Here is a 16,052-nt window from a genome sequence, read left to right on the forward strand (position 1 = left end):
GTTTTTGGTGCAGTGTAGCGCTTAAGCCAGCTTTTGCTGCGCCCAGGCCAGACCGCTTTGGTATTCGGCCGGTAGCAGCGGCGCCAGGGCTTGCAACGCCTGTTGCAGCGTGGCGGCGTCAGGATCGTTCAGATTCAGATGCCCGACCTTGCGGCCTTCGCGCACCTCTTTCTCGTACCAGTGCAGATGCACCAGCGGTAACGCCAGCCATTGCGGGTTCACCGCGGTACCGATCAGATTGACCATTACCGACGGGGTGCTGACGACCGGCTTGGGCAGCGGCAGGGCGAGGATCGCGCGCAGGTGCAGTTCGAACTGGCTGATAGACGCGCCGTTCTGCGTCCAGTGGCCGCTGTTATGCACCCGTGGCGCCAGTTCGTTAATCAACAGACGATCGCCGACGATAAAGCACTCCATCGCCATCACGCCGACGTAGTTCAGCTCGTCGAGGATCGCCGCCAGCATCTGCTCAGCCTGCTGTTGCAGCGCAGGGTTGGGCTGCGGCAACGCCACGCTGGTACGCAGAATACCTTCTTCGTGCAGGTTATGGGTCAGCGGGTAGAACACCGAGTTGCCGTCGTGTCCGCGTGCGCCGACCAACGAAACCTCACCGGAGAAATTAATCCCCTGTTCGACGATGCATTCGCCGTAGGCATCGGCCGGCAGTTCGGCTTCCTGCCCTGGGCGCAGACGCCACTGGCCGCGGCCGTCGTAACCCCCAACGCGACGTTTGACTATCGCCAGTTCGCCAAGGGTGGCGAACACCTGTGGCCATTCGGCGGCGTCGGCCAGCAATTGCCAGGGAGCGGTAGCCAGGCCGAGCTGATCGAGCAACTGTTTTTGCGTCAGGCGATCGGCCAGACGTGGGAAGATATCGCGGTTAACGAAGTTGTTGTGGGTTGCCAGTTCGCGCGTCAACGCGGTTTCGGGCCAACGCTCGATTTCGGCGGTGATCACGCTGTTTTGATAGGGCACGGCTTCCGGCTCGGCGTCGAGGCCGACCGGATAAACGGCGATGCCCAGCGGTTCACCGGCCTGGCGCAGCATGCGCCCCAACTGACCGTTACCCAGTACGCAAACCGGCTTCATGCTTCCTCCCGCGGATCCGGGTTATTCAGCACCTCGTCGGTCTGCGCCTGACGCCAATCGGCCAGGCGTTGCGCCAACGCGGCGTCGTGCAACGCCAGAATTTGCGCGGCCAGCAGTGCGGCATTGGCGGCACCGGCCTTGCCGATCGCCAGAGTGCCGACCGGGATACCGCGCGGCATTTGCACGATGGAATACAGGCTGTCCACGCCGCTCAATGCGGCGCTTTGAACCGGCACACCCAGCACCGGAACCAGGGTTTTCGCCGCCAGCATACCCGGCAGATGCGCAGCACCGCCCGCACCGGCAATGATCACGTCAATGCCCTTGGCGCTAGCCTGTTCGGCGAAGCTGAACAGCTTGTCCGGCGTGCGATGAGCGGAAACGACTTCGACATGGAACGGGACATCGAGCGAGGTCAGGACTTCGGCGGCAAACTGCATGGTGGCCCAGTCACTTTTCGATCCCATTACAATTGCGATTTTAACCTCAGCGTGAGTGGCTGAAGCGGCGTTGGCTCCCATGGGTGTAAGGCTCCTGTGATTGTACAAACGACGGCCGGTTGCCTGCGGCGGGAGGCCGAATGAGGGCGTAGAGCATACCATGAGCGAACGGCGAGGAAAACGGTTGCGTCGCCGGTTTTGATCGGCAAAAGCGCGAATTTTTTACCCGCGCGTTAAGTCAGAAGCCTGGAAAGGGAATTGGATCAGTTCGACGGCGTCGGCGCTGACTTTGATCATGGAGCCTTCTTCATGCCAGGCCCCCAGTACCACACGATGGGCCTTGCCGTTGCTCAGCGTCAGTTCGTGCACTGCCGGACGATGAGTGTGGCCGTGGATCATCCAGTGAACCTGGTGGTTCAGCATCGCCTGTTCAACCGCTTGCGGGTTGACGTCCATGATGGCGTCCGATTTGTATTGGTTGCTTTGCCGGCTGCGGGCACGCATTTTAGCGGCGATTTTAAGACGCCAGCGCAACGGCATCGCCAGGAACAGTTTCTGGATCAGCGGGTTGTGCACTTTGCGGCGGAACTGTTGGTAGGCCTGATCGTCGGTACACAGCGTGTCGCCGTGCAGGATCAGGATTTTACGGCCGTACAGGTCCAGCACCTTCTCTTCCGGCAGCAGTTGCATGCCGCTGGCGCGGGCAAAGCGTTTGCCCACCAGAAAATCACGGTTGCCGTGGATAAAGTAGCAGGGCACGCCGGCCCGTTGCAGCGTCTTCAGCGCCGCGGCGATTTCAGCATGCAGCGGTTCGGGATCGTCATCGCCGATCCAGGCTTCGAACAGATCACCGAGAATGTACAAGGCTTCGGCGTGGATGGCATCTTGCCGCAAAAAACGCAGAAAACCGGCAGTGATTGCCGGTTCCTGTGCGCTTAAGTGCAGATCTGCAATGAACAGCGTGTTCATTCAGCTGCGATTACTCGCTGACGGTAACGCTGGTGACGATCACGTCTTCTACCGGTACGTCCTGGTGCATGCCGCTGCGGCCAGTTTTCACGGCTTTGATCTTGTTAACCACGTCCATGCCTTCAACCACTTCAGCAAACACGCAGTAGCCCCAACCCTGGGCGTTTTCGCCGCGGAAGTTCAGGAAGTCGTTGTCTGCTACGTTGATGAAGAACTGTGCGGTCGCGGAATGTGGATCGTTGGTGCGCGCCATTGCCAGGGTGCCGATGGTGTTTTTCAGACCGTTGTTGGCTTCGTTCTTGATAGTGGCTTTGGTGTCTTTCTGAGTCATACCTGGCTCAAAACCGCCGCCCTGAACCATAAAACCGTTGATAACACGGTGGAAAATGGTGTTGTTGTAGAAACCGTCACGGCAGTAGCTCAGGAAGTTTTCAACGGTAACCGGTGCTTTGTCCGCGAAGGTGTTGATAACGATGTCGCCGTGATTAGTGTGGAAAGTAACCATAGTTTTAGTCCTAACAAGATGAAGTGAGATGTCACATGGAGCGAGTGAACTATCAGACCGCCGTTATAACATATCTCCTTTAATGAGTCAGCAGCAGCTAAACCGCGCGCAGCCTGTGGTAAAACCCACTTTGTTATATTATAACACTGGTGGCGATCGCTGATTTATCACCGTTTTCCACCTCAGAACTCAGCAAAGCGCGGCCTTAACCTTGCATTAGATCAGGCTTCGGGTTTCAATACGCTGCTGGGTGAACAACCTTAACCCTGGTTATCATTTTTGTTATCACGCACACCACGGAATGTCCCGATGCTAAAGATTTTTAATACCCTGAGTCGTCAAAAAGAGGAATTTAAACCCATTCATGCCGGTAAAGTGGGCATGTACGTGTGCGGGGTAACCATCTATGACCTGTGTCATATCGGACACGGGCGTACCTTCGTTGCTTTCGATGTGGTGGCGCGTTATCTGCGCTATCTCGGCTATTCGCTGAACTACGTGCGTAACGTCACCGACGTTGACGACAAAATCATCCGCCGCGCGACTGAAAACGGCGAAAGCTGCGATCAACTGACTACGCGCATGCTGGCGGAGATGCACGCCGACTTCGATTCCCTGCTGATCGAACGTCCGGACATTGAACCGCGCGCGACTCAGCACATTGCCGAGATCATCGAGATCACCCAACGCCTGATCGATCGCGATCACGCGTATGTCGCCAGCAACGGCGACGTGATGTTCTCCATCGACAGCGATCCGCAATATGGTTTGCTGTCACGTCAGGATCTGGATCAACTGCAGGCCGGTGCGCGCGTAGAAATCGACGACGTAAAACGCAACCCGATGGACTTCGTGCTGTGGAAGATGTCCAAGCCGGGCGAACCGAGCTGGGAATCGCCATGGGGCGCGGGCCGTCCGGGCTGGCACATTGAATGTTCAGCCATGAACGGCAAACAGCTCGGTACCCATTTCGACATCCACGGTGGGGGTTCTGATCTGATGTTCCCGCATCACGAGAACGAAATTGCCCAGTCGAGTTGTGCCCATGACGGCCCGTACGTCAACTACTGGATGCACTCCGGCATGGTGATGATCGACAAAGAAAAAATGTCGAAATCGCTGGATAACTTCTTCACTATCCGCGACGTGCTGGGCTATTACGACGCGGAAACCGTGCGTTACTTCCTGATGTCCGGCCACTACCGCAGTCAACTGAACTACAGCGAAGAGAACCTCAAGCAGGCGCGCACCGCACTGGAACGTCTGTATACCGCCCTGCGCGGTACCGATGTTCATGCCCAACCGGCCGGTGGCGAAGTGTTCGAAGCCCGCTTCCGTGAAGCCATGGACGACGACTTCAACACGCCGGAAGCCTACTCGGCGCTGTTTGATTTGGCGCGTGAGGTTAACCGCCTGAAAGCGGAAGACATGACGGCGGCTAACGGCATGGCGGCGGAGCTGCGCAAGCTGGCGAAGGTGCTTGGTCTGTTGCAGCAGGAGCCTGAACAGTTCTTGCAGAGCGGGGCGCAGGCAGATGACGGTGAAGTGGCTGAGATCGAAGCCTTGATCAAGCAACGCAACGATGCGCGTAAAGCCAAAGACTGGGCGCTGGCCGATGCCGCGCGCGATCGCTTGAACGAGATGAACATCGTGCTGGAAGATGGCCCGCAGGGGACGACCTGGCGCCGTAAGTAATTCGCTTTAGGTCACAAACAAAAAAGGCGCTGAGTTAACCTTCAGCGCCTTTTTCTATGGTGTGGAGTTTACGGCTTAACGACCACTTTGCCGCCGTTAAATTCCACAACCTGATCGGCAACGATTTTGCAGCGTTTGCGCGTTTCGACCTTGCCGTTCACTTTCACCTGCCCATCGGCGATGACTTCTTTGGCGGCACCGCCGCTTTCACACCAGCCCTGAAACTTGAGCAGGTCGCACAGTTCAACGTGCGGGTGATTATCCAGATTAAAAGTTTCCATACTGCCTTACTTATTTAGGTTGAACGTCGTGATATTCCTCGCAGGCCTGCAAGGTATTTTGGATCAGTGTAGCAACGGTCATTGGGCCAACGCCACCCGGAACCGGAGTAATGTAGGCGGCGCGCTCGCTTGCGGCGGCAAAATCTACGTCGCCGACCACTTTACCACTTTCCAGACGGTTAATGCCGACATCGACCACGATGGCGCCAGGTTTGATCCAGTCACCGGGAATAAAGCCCGGTTTGCCGACCGCCACCACCAGCAGATCCGCGTTTTCAACATGATGACGCAGGTTCTTGGTGAAACGGTGGGTCACGGTGGTGGTGCAACCGGCCAGCAGCAGCTCCATGCTCATCGGGCGGCCGACGATGTTGGATGCGCCGACCACTACGGCATTCAGGCCATAGGTATCGATGTTGTAACGCTCGAGCAGGGTGACGATACCGCGTGGGGTGCATGGGCGCAGTTTTGGCGCGCGCTGGCACAGGCGACCGACATTGTACGGATGGAAGCCGTCGACGTCTTTATCCGGATGAATACGTTCCAGCACCTTGACGTTGTCGATGCCGGCCGGCAGCGGCAGTTGCACTAAAATGCCGTCGATTTCGCCATCGGCATTCAGCCGATCGATCAGTGCCAGCAGTTCAGCCTCACTGGTGGTGGCAGGCAAATCGTAGGAGCGGGAGAGGAAGCCCACTTCATCACAGGCGCGACGCTTGCTGGCGACGTAAATCTGTGAGGCCGGGTTCTCGCCAACCAGCACGACCGCCAGACCCGGTGCGCGTTTTCCTGCGGCCAGACGTTGTTTAACTTGCTCAGCCACTTCGTTTCTAACCTGCTGCGCAATCGTTTTACCATCAATAATCTTTGCTGACATCAGTGAGGAAATCCATCAATTAAGAAAAGCGGGGGATGCTGCTATTTTGTCAGAAGCGGAGCGCGCTGTCAGGCGCTGAATCGCGATCGACGCTGTTTGCCGGACGCGATTTACGCTTTTTTTATACCAACAGAATGATCCTCTACGCCTTTTTTACCATCCACTGCGTAAGCTGTGACGATTCACACTGCGGTTCGGGAGTAAAAATCATGATGGTCATCACCCGGTTGCACTCTTTGCATCTTCCTATTGATAGCCAGACCCGCCAGCCGAGACACGTGGGGGAGACGGTGTTCGATTCGTCTTTGCATCCGGCGGACGTCGCACAGCTGATCGCGTTGCACCAGCTTGCCGCACACCAAACGCCGCCCTCATGGAAGACGCGCCTGAGTGCGCTGTGCCGGAGGCTGCGCGCATGAGAAACATCAAAGGGATGGGGTTTCTGCTGCTGGCCTGGGCGCCAATGGGCCAGGCTTCGTTAAATGCCGCGCCGGTGAGTGCTGCGTTAAATCAGCCGTTGGCGGCTGTCTGCAACCTTTTGACGGCGCAGCAGGCCGACTGGGGGAATATCAATGCGGTGGTGCGTTCGGCCCGCGTTTGCCTGCAACGTCCTGCAGAGCAGCGACAATCAGATCGCATTTCCGAACCGGCCGATTCAGGCCTGGCGCAGCGTAGCACTAACCCGCAACCGGATTTAATTCAAAGCAAATGATGACCTTACTCCAACGTTCGGCGACAGCAATGGCGGAAAAATCGCCATAAAGCACGGCTGCCGCCGTAACCTCATGAAAAGGCATTGACTCAATGATCTCTGACCGTATAATCCAACCCGCAACTCCCGGTTGCCGCATCCCCATGCGCCCTTAGCTCAGTTGGATAGAGCAACGGCCTTCTAAGCCGTAGGTCACAGGTTCGAGCCCTGTAGGGCGTACCATTAAGAAACAAAGACTTACAGCATTCACCCAAGCTTCTCAATTTCAACATGGGACAGATTTGGGACTAAGCCTCCAAAAATCGCATCAATCTGCCGTGCATGTTCAGTTAAATGATTCGGTGCCAGGTGTGCATAACGCTGTACCATTTCTATGCTCTCCCAACTGCCCATTTCCTGTAATGCAGATAACGGTACACCGGCTTGAATTAACCAGCTCGCCCAGGTGTGCCGCAGATCGTGAAAACGGAAGTCTTCTATGCCTGCTCGTTTCAATGCTGCCCGCCAGGCATTATTGGAATCCACACGCATTTTCCTAACTGGATCTTTATGGACAAACACCCAACGATGATGATTTCCGATCTGGCGTTTTAGCACTGCGCATGAGGTGTCGTTGAGAGCGACACCTATTGCGCGTCCAGATTTGCTATCCTCTGGGTAAATCCATGCGACCTTACGCTGCATATCGATCTGCGACCAGGCAAGTTCAATAATGTTTGACCGGCGCAAACCAGTGGTTAGAGCAAACTCTACAGTGGATTTCAGTGGTTCAGGACATTCTTCAATTAACCGCTGCGCTTGGGCGGGTTCGAGCCACCGAACCCGCCTATTTCTTTCTTGTGGTACTTTGATAACTGGTGACTTCTCGATCCACTTCCAGTCCCTTTCAGCCGCTCGCATGAGAGCCTTCATCAATGCAAGGTGCTTTGCTTTGGTTGATGTGGAAACGGACTCCGCCTTCCTCGGCGGTATCGAAACGCCTTTCTTAGCCATGGCATCCATGCGCATCTGCCAACGCTCTTCGGCCTTTCTGTTAACCATTCTGCTAACAGCGGTGTAAATTTTTGCCTCTGTTATATCCTTCAGTAAAACCCCCTCAAAATGCATGAGCCAGAATCCAATCCGGCCCTTGTCAGCATCGAGTGATTTCTTGTGCGCCTTTTCTTCTAACCAACGCAAGCAAGCCTCTTCAAATGTTACATTCGGGAAGTCCCCCAAACGCTCTATTCTCCAAAGTTCAGCTTTTCTACGGTCGTGCAGCTCCTGCGCCTGGCGTCTGTCCGAAGTCCCAAGCGATTCCTTAATTCGCTTGCCGCTTGGCGACGTGTAACTGCCGTACCAGATTTCTCCACGGCGGAATAATGACATGGTGCTTTCTCCTCATGTGCATCACCCGCGCTCACCGGCATAGTGTGGATCGGAATGCTAAGCGCGGCAATACAGGCTTGTCGGGTTATTAGGTAAGGGGATTTTGATTTGGTCGGATCTTTGCGGGTGGCTGATAGCCTTCCTGATCTAATCCACGCGGTTAATGTTGGCGCGGACACTCCCAGGAAAGCGCAAGCCTCATCCCTCGTAAGGCTGTATTTATCCATCTATGCCTCTTCTATTTTCCTTCCCGCACTCGGTGAACCTCACAGTTAAGCCGAAGCCATGCCGGTGGACGTTTCGGCCAGTAGGGCGCGATTTTCACTGCGTGTTTATCGAGTAGCTGTCGAAAGGTGAATTTGTTGGTGGGGGATTCGAATTCGTTCAGTAGTTCTCTTGCTGTGCTACGGAGAAGGTTTTTCTGAATGCTGCCGGTATCAGCGACAGGTTGTTTACTGGGCATTCATTCCCCCAATGATCCCAACCAGGCGCATCGCCCCGGCTGAATAGTTCTATTCTGGTTACGTCTCCATAAAGCAGCTCAAGACGGCGACGCACTTCCCACGGCTTTTGGCTGTGCTCACCAAGACAACTGAAGACGACCTGTTTTATTGATGCACTGGCGCGTTCCAGACCCTGGCCCCGAACCGCGATCAGCACGTCTTCTGAATTGGCCCGCGTATAGTTGCCGCCATTCATCCGAGTTTCGGCATTCAGCATGTCCAACAATTCGGTGAAGTCGAAGATGGTCTGCTGCTTCAGGGCCTTGTTAAACCGTAGTTCTGCCTGCTGGTTCAGCTTTACCCAGGTGAAGGCCTTCATCGTCCTGACGCTGAACCCCCAAGCTTCAGCCAGCGCTATCGCTTCCTGGCTGTGATTGCCGGTGTACCACATTGCAAGAACGCTATCCGGTGCCGAAATGGCCCATACCGGCAGGCGTTTTAAATCGGCTATGGTCATCGTGCTGTAGTGATTACCTGCTGCGCCATTGCTGATTGTGTTGCCGTAACTCCAGGGTGGATCTGCATAGATAAGTTGATAGGTCATCGTTATCTACCCCAGTTGCGCGACGCGGCGTTGACGCAAAAATCGATGCGGATTTGTACCCATATCACATCGACCGCCCGAGCGACTTCGAATGCCTTAAGCCAAATACTGGCCGCGTCGGAATAATGGGCACGACGTTCTGCCTCAGCGGCTTGGTGCGCTAAGTTTTTATATCCAAATGTCATGATGGTGCTCCGGTGTTAGTAGGTGCGCTGGTGGGTTACTGGGGAAAGAAGTTGGTTGAACCATTGGACGCGTTTAATGCAATCAACAACGCTCCTGGGTTCGTCGTTCAACCACACTCGGGGGACAACTTCAGATTCCCGATTACGTATGCGTGAATAGCGTTTGTATTCAGGGTCTACGGAAAGAACCTTTACTAACCGGCCACTGTTTTTTGTTGGTATAACATCGACCCTTACAAAGCGTGACGTGGTCATGGACTGGCGAATCGCTGTTACTTTCGTCTCAGTGATTTCAACATCAGGGAAATTCATCCGCAGTAAAGAAATATGTTGATCCCGAGTGTAGTGACCACCGTCTTTAATCAGCCATTCAATTATTTCAAAGTTGCTCATTTCAGATCCTTATCTGGTTGTTGTAGCGCTCATGGCTCATTACTTCCCATGAGTTACCGTTATCTTTTGAAAGCAGTCGCCAGCAGCGGGTCACTGGCGGCGTTAAGTGCTTATGCTGATAGGTTCGTGTGGGTGTCTTTTTGCCCTCCATGAAGGCGCATAGAACCCCCTCAGCTTTGATGCTGATTCGTTGCGGAATTCGAGGTTTCATTTTGTCCGGTGGGAAAGTGTTATTTTGTGGTGGGTGCCCAGCAGATTTTTTTGATGTCTGGGCGGCGAACGCGTTCGACAGCTTTTTCTTTTTCCAATTTCTGCAATCGCCTGCGAATGGCTATTCCGGTCATACCTTTGTAACCTGCGCAGCGGAGGAGGTTTGCAACTGAATCAGGGGTGGAGCCAGTAGCGCTGAGCCGTTCGAGGATTTCGTTATCGTCGGGTGTCAGGATCATTGCCGCCCTCCGGTGCTGCTGGTAGTGGCATCCAGTGTGTTACTGGGTGATGTAGAAGGTCGATAAACTCGTTATGTTCATCCTGCCAACGTTCGTCATCCTCAAAATGCTCTGCATCGTTATACATTCCAATGCCAACCCAAACGCCGTTGCTGACCTGAACGTATTTATTTGGCTCCGGCATCCGCTCGCTGCACGCTATCCAGTTGCACCCCTGGCTAACAGGTTGAGCCAGCATTGCGGCGAGGCAGGCGTTCCAGCCCTTAGCCGCGGCATGTACCCCTTTGATAACAGGCGGCACTCCGTCATGCGTTAGAGCGTATTGGCGGCAGTCATTCCAGCCAGTGGCAAAGTCAGTCTGACTCAGGTTGTTATCCAGCGGGCAAAGCTGGTTGATGTTGGTCAGCGTTGCGGCTTCTGGAATTACAGTCACGTGCGGCACTGCTGGCGGGGCGGTGAAAAGCTTCGTATCGTAGGGGATTTTTTGCAGGTCAGCGTCAGCCAGCACCCGAATTTCCCGCTCGCCAAATGCTTCTGGGTCGCCATATTTAGACACGACTTCGGCCACCGGCTGCGCCTCCCGGTTAGCCAGAAGTTCGCGGGCCGCAAGGTACCCATAATTAATCGGTACGCTCATTCCGTAGCCTTTTTCGTGGCTGTCAACGATTTGGCGCAGTTCGTCAGTCGTTAGTGTCTTTGTCATGCATCCTTCCCAATTTTAAAAGTGGCGGCCCATGGCGCACCGTTTGGTGAACAGTAAAAATAGAGTGGCCACCATTTACCAAAGCAGCGCACCGGCAGACGGAAACACACGTAACCCCATCGCTTGGTGCGGATGTTTACCGCCCAGTGCATTGCGTTTTCACCGTAGATAGTGATCGGCCCGATGCTGACATGGCCACCCATAAAGTTTTTCCACCACGACAGGGCCGGGTATTTCTTCCGGTTTAAAATAGCGTTCTTGATCACTGTTCATCCCCCTCTACGGTGAAGCCAGCGGCGCGGGTATCCTTGGCGCAATAATCAACGCCTGCATTAAAGCCGTCACCGGCAAATGGCACGTTGCTGGAATCGACCTTTTTCAACTGCACCGGCGTAGCCAGCTTCTGCTCTGCCGCTTTAGCCCGCTCTATGTTGTGCTCTAGCCAGTGTGACAGCTCGGCGATGCGCTTATCCTTCGCTTCCAGCTCTGCCAGCAGGGCGATGATTTTGGCTTGCTGAACATTCCACGCTAACCCGACGTTTTCACACTCTTCGGGGCCTTCCTCACCACAGTGAGGGCAAATTGCGTCATTGTAATCGCCCGTGTCTGCAATCTGGCCGCCGCCGTCTGCATGTTGGCTTGGGTAAACCGCGCCGCATTCCTGACACTCAATGACGAAATAGCCCCCGGAGTTGTTATCAGTGACATACCCAGCAGCTACAGATTCACGACTTTTCTTGTCTGCGGGAATTGTGACTTTCAGTTCTCTCAGCTTATTGTTCACAAGAAATTACCCCTTCATGGCTGATGCGGTAGACTCGCTTTGGTAAGCCAACTGATTCACGATTTCTGCTGATAAAACCTGACCACACCTTCAACTCAAGCAAAAATCCGCACATGCCTTTACCAGTTTTTCTGCCGCCAATCTTGTTGCTTTTTCCGATGTTGCGACGTGACTTGCGCGTCTGGTTTCGGTTGTACGCATTGCAGACTTCAAGCCAGCGGTCATTGCCTTTGTCTTTGTATGGCGAGAACGTGCGAATGCGACGAGCCCGTAGTTCATTGAGGTATGCATGTTGCAAATCTTCGATGTAGGTTTGCTTGCTCATAATGCTTTCTCCTGGGCTTCAGCAGCCTTGGTGTAATTGGCGATTACCGCGCCGGTCTTGTCGAAATACTTCACCTCGCAGAATGGGTGACAGTTATCTGGGTGCTTGCCGTATTTCAGTTGGTTGGTGAACACAACATCTAGGTTGGCACTACCATTCATGCCAATAATCGTTCCAAGGTCGCCGTAAACCTCAACCATCATCCCGATGCGGGCAAAGTCGATACCCCGACAGCGGATCATGTCGTCAATGAATTGCTGGTCTTTGCTCTTACGCTTAGCCATGCTTGGCCTCCTTCAAATTAGCCTCAAACACCGCCTGAGCAAACCCCCTAGGAGTTGCACTGCGAATGTTCTTGGTTCGTGTTGACTTGCCTCCACACAGACGCCAGCCTGGGTTATCTTTCTGTGCCGGTTCGATATATCGGTCATTCGGCTTCTTGAATCCGTTGCCGAACCAGATATTTGTTGTCTTGTTGTATCGGTCGCGCCCAGGGTAAACCTCCGGGTAAAGCGGGTGCTCATCACCTTCAGGCAGATACCCAGCGTAATGGCACGGGTGGAATGCGAAATCAGGCTTGCGATAGATGCTCGACAAAACTCCAACCGGATTTTCGAAGGCCCACGGCGCGCCGGTGATAATGCCCACGATGCGTACTAGGTCGGCAAGCTCTGCCGCTTCAATCTGGAACATCGGGTTAGCCTGGCGCTTAGCCTCGAAATGGCGGGCCCCAGCAACGGTCAGGTCGGTACACTCCGGGAACCCGAACACCATCACCACGCCGTCACCTACCAACTCAGAAATTTGTTTCGCTTGCGTAATCTTCTTCTCTGCCTCAAACCACATCCCAACCTTCACCAAATTACCCTCGCGATTGATGCCTGGTTCATGCTGTCCATCGAAACACCAGCACTCATAGCCTGCATCAAGCCAAGGTTTTGCCATCAGACCGGTGAAGTCGTAGAGGAAGATTGCCTTTATCTTCAGTTCATTTGCTGGCATCACTGGGCGCTCTTTCATTTTGCCTCCCGCAGCTCGATGGCGAACTTTTGGGCGTCTTCAATCGTAAGGTCATAATCGAAACCGGATGATGCAGTGGACCAAACGATAAACTTCTCCACTCCCCGCGCTTCGATAGCTGCAAGGGCGAAGGAGGTGGCTGGGGTTTCAGGCATCTGCATGATGAATTTCCGCACTGTCTGGTATTCATCGTTGCGATAGCTTCCAAAGGCGTAAATGAACGGCTTGTTGAGGTTGTGACCATTTTTATTGATGTAGTCTTTGCAACCTTGCTCGGTAAAACAGCCGGTCACAAACACATCAATCTCCTTCATGGCGTGCCTATACCAACCGTCTCTAACCTCATATTTGGCCTGATAAATAGCCTCCAAGCGCCGATACTGTGTCTCTGTCGCCTCGACATAATCACCGCTCTGGTTCTCAATCCAGCAAATCCGGTCACAGTCATGGTCTTCAGAGCCTATGATTTCGCGCTTGGTCATTACGGCGAAAAATGGTTGGTCAGTTATGCGGTTGTTCTGTGTGCGGATTAGCTCACCGATAGCAGTAATTTCAGAGCGCTCGTACTTCAACCCCGCATTCTCCACAGCCAGCGCATCGCGATCAGCCTTCACCGATTCCAGTTCAGAAAACAACGTTGCATAGTCGCCGTGTGCCACGTAGCCGCCCTCCGGGGTTTCACGCATATAAGCGAGTTCATGGGAAATGCTCAGCGAAAAGTCAGGGTTAAATCGCTTGATCATCGATGGCCTCCTGGGCTGGGTTCTGCTGCCGGTACTCGTTGAGGATTTTGTTTATTTCCTCCCTGGTTCCCGGCAAGAGCAGCAGAACGTCACCCTCTTCGCGGAGCATTGGCGAGGCGTCATAGAGCAGTTCGCATAATCTGCGTGCGCGGGTTGCGCTGAATAAGGGGGTGATAAAGGACTTGGTGACCTTCTTTTTGCCTGCTTTCTTTGCCTTTGCGACGTCACCGGCAAGCACTTTCCCCGCTGCTTCACCGTGCTCTTTCACACGGTCTACAGCGGCGTCAACGGCAACAGAACCTTCTCTAACAAGCGTCTGAACGTCGTGATTGGCCTGGCTGAATGCCAGCAGCTTATCGACCGTTGAGCGGCTCTTGCCGACCAGGGCGGCAATCTCGTCCGGCGACAGATTAAAACCTGCCAGCTCCCTTACTACCTGCGATTGCTCGTATGGGGTGAGGGCTAACTGGCTGTTGCTGTTCATGATGCGGGCTATGCGCTCGACATCGCTGCCAGTGAAAGGAAGAATGGCTATCCACTCGACGGGCTTACCAGTGTCACGACAGCGTGAATAGGCGCGGTGGCGTCGGTGTCCCTCTACAATCCACACACCACCATCATCGCGGGGTCTAACTTCCAGTGGCGGAACCGGCTTACCGTGCGAAAGGTGATTAAATAAATCATCGTCCGCCGCCTGAGTGCGTTCATCATCTACGCGCTTATTGAAGCCATCCTGAACGTGAATATCGTCCAGCCTGATGAACATACCCGAGTCGGTGCGCTTAAGCGTGCCGTTGTTCTTCATCTGCTTAAATGAGTTAGCCATCGGTTATTCAACCTCTCCGTGGATTGTGCTTTCGCTGTGGTGCTGTAGGCGGCCGCCAGAAGGGTGGGTGATGCCATAAGTCAGGACATAGGCGGAACCGTCTTTAAAACCAGTCCAACGTGCGCAGGCGCTGACTATTTGGCCCTGAACATCCTTACCCCGGTGATCGGAGTAATTAACAATGGTGCCAATGTGGTAACGCGGTTCGCACAGGCTCGGCGGAAGAGGTTTCTTTTCCATGATTAACTCCAAACAGCGCCAGCAGTTAGCAGGCACAGGGTAAAAATAAGTAGGTAGAAGAGGTGTTTGCCGTGGTGACGCTTAGGGGCGAAATCGCCCCCGTTGAGGTCATGTTTATGCTGGATGCGAGCATTGAGGGTTACCATGATGGCCTCCGCTGCTGAGCATGCAGGCGGCGCTGCAGGGTTTTGATAGCCTGGCGGGTGATGTAATAGCCTGAGCATGTATCGGCGCAGACGAGCATTCTCACGCTCTTATATCTGCCGTCTTCGTAGCGTTGAATGCTTACGCCCTTTTTCTCTACGTCGCGCGTTTTACCGCAGTGCTCACAGCATTTTGTGGTGGTTTGCATAGCATGTCCTCTCAAAGAAAATTACATGGATAAAGGCACTGCCTGAGTTGATGCACGCGCTCGGTTTCCCTACGGTTCCAGCACTCTGGAGCAGGGCAGTGGCCTTTATTGATGTAAAAAAGAGCCCCGGCTAGCGGGGCAAAGGATGGCAAGGGAAGTGGTACTGAGCAGGCTTGTGATTTCTCACGCACCTGGTGGCACATCGAACCGGGGCTTTATACTGTGTAGGTTAAAAGGATGTACCGGAATGATGTGCCACCAGATAAGTGAGTAACGCCGGAATTACCCGGCGAAATGGAAACCCACTGCTGACCAGAACGCGACGCAGATGACAACCACGCCCAGCCAGACGATTTGATTAAAAGTCATGATTGCCTCAGTGCGCCCCGTAGGGCGCGGTGGGTGTTAGTTGAGTAGGTGGCGGTTAGTACCGATGAACTCGACCATTTCGCGGAGCTTCTTCTCGGTAGTGATCAGCGCTGGTAACTCTTCTTTAAGATCATCTGGTAGGTAAACGTTCCCCCTCCATTGCAGGCCTGCACCGGTCAATGTGTAGCTGAACAGCCATTCCATATCGTTGTTGGATTCCCAAACGCAGAGGCAATGCTCGTTATCCAGTTTTTCCACGGTCAGCGTTAACCCGCGTTTCTGTGCCATGTTGAAAGTGGTTTTTGCAATGTCGAACATCGTTTAGCTCCTCAGTGGTCTTAATGAAGCGCCCCGCAGGACGCTTTATAAGTTCACTCTTTGCGTTTCATACCCAACACATCAGCACCTGGTCGCCGTCACAGCCGGATCGCGGCTGGTCTTCGTTCTGCGCCAGAATTACCAGTGAGTCCGGTAGTTCATCCGACTTTCTGAATTGTTAAAGAGCAAGCCCGGTGGTTTGGGGTGACGTTGTTGCTGTCGATGGATGTAATTTATGCGTATGACGCAAATGCGTCAAGCGCATTAAATGATAAATATTTGCAAATTTGCGCATATTCTTGAATTGATTGGTTAAATAGTTTTGCGTGGATTTATGCGGTGTGATTTTTGGGCACAAAAAA

Annotated in this window: 26 protein-coding genes, 1 tRNA gene and 1 pseudogene; 4 read left to right on the forward strand and 24 right to left on the reverse strand. The window is 53.9% G+C overall.

Going from position 1 to position 16,052, the window contains the following annotated elements; all coding sequences use genetic code 11:
• Positions 1–21 precede the first annotated feature (21 nt).
• From purK to ppiB, 4 genes are all read right to left on the reverse strand, one after another.
• Positions 22–1,089, reverse strand: coding sequence for a 5-(carboxyamino)imidazole ribonucleotide synthase (gene purK / locus ACGS9J_RS06310; protein WP_442230150.1), 1,068 nt, complete (start codon positions 1,087–1,089; stop codon positions 22–24).
• A complete protein-coding gene (gene purE / locus ACGS9J_RS06315) occupies positions 1,086–1,610 on the reverse strand; it encodes a 5-(carboxyamino)imidazole ribonucleotide mutase (RefSeq protein WP_044548770.1) in 525 nt (174 codons plus the stop codon). Before purE ends, purK begins: the two co-directional genes overlap by 4 nt.
• Before the next feature lie 141 nt (positions 1,611–1,751).
• Positions 1,752–2,498 carry a UDP-2,3-diacylglucosamine diphosphatase gene (gene lpxH / locus ACGS9J_RS06320; RefSeq protein ID WP_442230151.1) on the reverse strand — a complete coding sequence of 249 codons (747 nt, stop codon included), beginning with the start codon at positions 2,496–2,498 and terminating at the stop codon, positions 1,752–1,754.
• A 10-nt stretch (positions 2,499–2,508) separates the two neighbouring features.
• Positions 2,509–3,003: a peptidylprolyl isomerase B gene (ppiB, locus tag ACGS9J_RS06325; protein WP_442230152.1), complete on the reverse strand. Its 495-nt coding sequence runs from the start codon at positions 3,001–3,003 to the stop codon at positions 2,509–2,511.
• A 309-nt stretch (positions 3,004–3,312) separates the two neighbouring features.
• Here ppiB and cysS point away from each other — a divergent pair, with 309 nt between their 5' ends.
• Positions 3,313–4,698 (forward strand): cysteine--tRNA ligase, encoded by a 1,386-nt coding sequence (cysS, locus tag ACGS9J_RS06330; RefSeq protein WP_442230153.1) that lies wholly within the window; start codon positions 3,313–3,315, stop codon positions 4,696–4,698.
• 68 nt (positions 4,699–4,766) lie between these two features.
• On the opposite strand, the gene ybcJ is transcribed toward cysS, so the two are convergent.
• Together ybcJ and folD are read right to left on the reverse strand one after the other, a co-directional pair.
• Positions 4,767–4,979, reverse strand: coding sequence for a ribosome-associated protein YbcJ (gene ybcJ, locus ACGS9J_RS06335; RefSeq protein WP_012005606.1), 213 nt, complete (start codon positions 4,977–4,979; stop codon positions 4,767–4,769).
• Between the two features lie 10 nt (positions 4,980–4,989).
• Positions 4,990–5,856, reverse strand: a complete 867-nt coding sequence (gene folD / locus ACGS9J_RS06340) for a bifunctional methylenetetrahydrofolate dehydrogenase/methenyltetrahydrofolate cyclohydrolase FolD (RefSeq protein WP_442230154.1) — start codon at positions 5,854–5,856, stop codon at positions 4,990–4,992.
• A gap of 35 nt (positions 5,857–5,891) precedes the next feature.
• On the opposite strand from folD, the gene ACGS9J_RS06345 reads away from it, so the two are divergent.
• From ACGS9J_RS06345 to ACGS9J_RS06355, 3 genes are all read left to right on the forward strand, one after another.
• Positions 5,892–6,275 carry a hypothetical protein gene (locus ACGS9J_RS06345; RefSeq protein ID WP_442230155.1) on the forward strand — a complete coding sequence of 128 codons (384 nt, stop codon included), beginning with the start codon at positions 5,892–5,894 and terminating at the stop codon, positions 6,273–6,275.
• Positions 6,272–6,568, forward strand: a complete 297-nt coding sequence (locus tag ACGS9J_RS06350) for a hypothetical protein (protein ID WP_442230156.1) — start codon at positions 6,272–6,274, stop codon at positions 6,566–6,568. The genes ACGS9J_RS06345 and ACGS9J_RS06350 overlap by 4 nt, the downstream gene beginning before the upstream one ends.
• A 145-nt stretch (positions 6,569–6,713) precedes the next feature.
• Positions 6,714–6,790, forward strand: a tRNA-Arg gene (locus tag ACGS9J_RS06355).
• A 24-nt stretch (positions 6,791–6,814) separates the two neighbouring features.
• Here the strand turns inward: ACGS9J_RS06355 and ACGS9J_RS06360 are convergent.
• The 18 genes and pseudogenes from ACGS9J_RS06360 to ACGS9J_RS06445 all read right to left on the reverse strand — a co-directional run bounded on the left by ACGS9J_RS06360 (position 6,815) and on the right by ACGS9J_RS06445 (position 15,690).
• Complete coding sequence (locus tag ACGS9J_RS06360) at positions 6,815–7,936, reverse strand: integrase (RefSeq protein ID WP_442230157.1); 1,122 nt, start codon at positions 7,934–7,936, stop codon at positions 6,815–6,817.
• Positions 7,937–8,028: 92 nt separating this feature from the next.
• Positions 8,029–8,163, reverse strand: a pseudogene (locus ACGS9J_RS06365) (helix-turn-helix domain-containing protein); the annotation flags it as partial.
• A 157-nt stretch (positions 8,164–8,320) separates the two neighbouring features.
• Positions 8,321–8,983 carry an MT-A70 family methyltransferase gene (locus tag ACGS9J_RS06370; RefSeq protein WP_442230158.1) on the reverse strand — a complete coding sequence of 221 codons (663 nt, stop codon included), beginning with the start codon at positions 8,981–8,983 and terminating at the stop codon, positions 8,321–8,323.
• Between the two features lie 2 nt (positions 8,984–8,985).
• The gene (locus ACGS9J_RS06375; protein WP_442230159.1) at positions 8,986–9,168 is read right to left on the reverse strand and encodes an ANR family transcriptional regulator; all 183 of its coding nucleotides are present in this window, start codon (positions 9,166–9,168) and stop codon (positions 8,986–8,988) included.
• A gap of 15 nt (positions 9,169–9,183) precedes the next feature.
• Positions 9,184–9,561 carry a hypothetical protein gene (locus ACGS9J_RS06380; protein WP_442230160.1) on the reverse strand — a complete coding sequence of 126 codons (378 nt, stop codon included), beginning with the start codon at positions 9,559–9,561 and terminating at the stop codon, positions 9,184–9,186.
• 1 nt (position 9,562) lies between these two features.
• Entirely contained in the window at positions 9,563–9,772 is a 210-nt protein-coding gene (locus tag ACGS9J_RS06385; protein WP_442230161.1) for a ParE family toxin-like protein, read from the reverse strand.
• Between the two features lie 19 nt (positions 9,773–9,791).
• Positions 9,792–10,010: a hypothetical protein gene (locus ACGS9J_RS06390; RefSeq protein ID WP_438934795.1), complete on the reverse strand. Its 219-nt coding sequence runs from the start codon at positions 10,008–10,010 to the stop codon at positions 9,792–9,794.
• Positions 9,988–10,713, reverse strand: a complete 726-nt coding sequence (locus ACGS9J_RS06395; RefSeq protein WP_442230162.1) for a DUF551 domain-containing protein — start codon at positions 10,711–10,713, stop codon at positions 9,988–9,990. The genes ACGS9J_RS06390 and ACGS9J_RS06395 overlap by 23 nt, the downstream gene beginning before the upstream one ends.
• Positions 10,710–10,979 carry a hypothetical protein gene (locus ACGS9J_RS06400; protein WP_442230163.1) on the reverse strand — a complete coding sequence of 90 codons (270 nt, stop codon included), beginning with the start codon at positions 10,977–10,979 and terminating at the stop codon, positions 10,710–10,712. The genes ACGS9J_RS06395 and ACGS9J_RS06400 overlap by 4 nt, the downstream gene beginning before the upstream one ends.
• A complete protein-coding gene (locus ACGS9J_RS06405; RefSeq protein ID WP_442230164.1) occupies positions 10,976–11,497 on the reverse strand; it encodes a hypothetical protein in 522 nt (173 codons plus the stop codon). Before ACGS9J_RS06405 ends, ACGS9J_RS06400 begins: the two co-directional genes overlap by 4 nt.
• Positions 11,487–11,822, reverse strand: a complete 336-nt coding sequence (locus tag ACGS9J_RS06410; RefSeq protein WP_442230165.1) for a hypothetical protein — start codon at positions 11,820–11,822, stop codon at positions 11,487–11,489. The genes ACGS9J_RS06405 and ACGS9J_RS06410 overlap by 11 nt, the downstream gene beginning before the upstream one ends.
• Entirely contained in the window at positions 11,819–12,106 is a 288-nt protein-coding gene (locus ACGS9J_RS06415; RefSeq protein ID WP_442230166.1) for a hypothetical protein, read from the reverse strand. The genes ACGS9J_RS06410 and ACGS9J_RS06415 overlap by 4 nt, the downstream gene beginning before the upstream one ends.
• Complete coding sequence (locus tag ACGS9J_RS06420) at positions 12,099–12,842, reverse strand: Dcm methylase (RefSeq protein ID WP_442230167.1); 744 nt, start codon at positions 12,840–12,842, stop codon at positions 12,099–12,101. The genes ACGS9J_RS06415 and ACGS9J_RS06420 overlap by 8 nt, the downstream gene beginning before the upstream one ends.
• Positions 12,839–13,585, reverse strand: coding sequence for a hypothetical protein (locus ACGS9J_RS06425; protein WP_442230168.1), 747 nt, complete (start codon positions 13,583–13,585; stop codon positions 12,839–12,841). Before ACGS9J_RS06425 ends, ACGS9J_RS06420 begins: the two co-directional genes overlap by 4 nt.
• Complete coding sequence (locus ACGS9J_RS06430; RefSeq protein ID WP_442230169.1) at positions 13,569–14,411, reverse strand: ParB/RepB/Spo0J family partition protein; 843 nt, start codon at positions 14,409–14,411, stop codon at positions 13,569–13,571. Before ACGS9J_RS06430 ends, ACGS9J_RS06425 begins: the two co-directional genes overlap by 17 nt.
• Positions 14,412–14,414: 3 nt before the next feature.
• On the reverse strand, positions 14,415–14,651 hold the full coding sequence (locus ACGS9J_RS06435; protein WP_421412615.1) for a hypothetical protein: 237 nt from the start codon (positions 14,649–14,651) through the stop codon (positions 14,415–14,417).
• A 139-nt stretch (positions 14,652–14,790) separates the two neighbouring features.
• The gene (locus tag ACGS9J_RS06440; protein ID WP_442230170.1) at positions 14,791–15,003 is read right to left on the reverse strand and encodes a hypothetical protein; all 213 of its coding nucleotides are present in this window, start codon (positions 15,001–15,003) and stop codon (positions 14,791–14,793) included.
• A gap of 405 nt (positions 15,004–15,408) precedes the next feature.
• Positions 15,409–15,690, reverse strand: a complete 282-nt coding sequence (locus ACGS9J_RS06445; protein ID WP_442230171.1) for a hypothetical protein — start codon at positions 15,688–15,690, stop codon at positions 15,409–15,411.
• Positions 15,691–16,052: the final 362 nt, after the last annotated feature.

Source organism: Serratia quinivorans (assembly GCF_052113645.1).
Lineage (GTDB): Bacteria > Pseudomonadota > Gammaproteobacteria > Enterobacterales > Enterobacteriaceae > Serratia > Serratia quinivorans_B.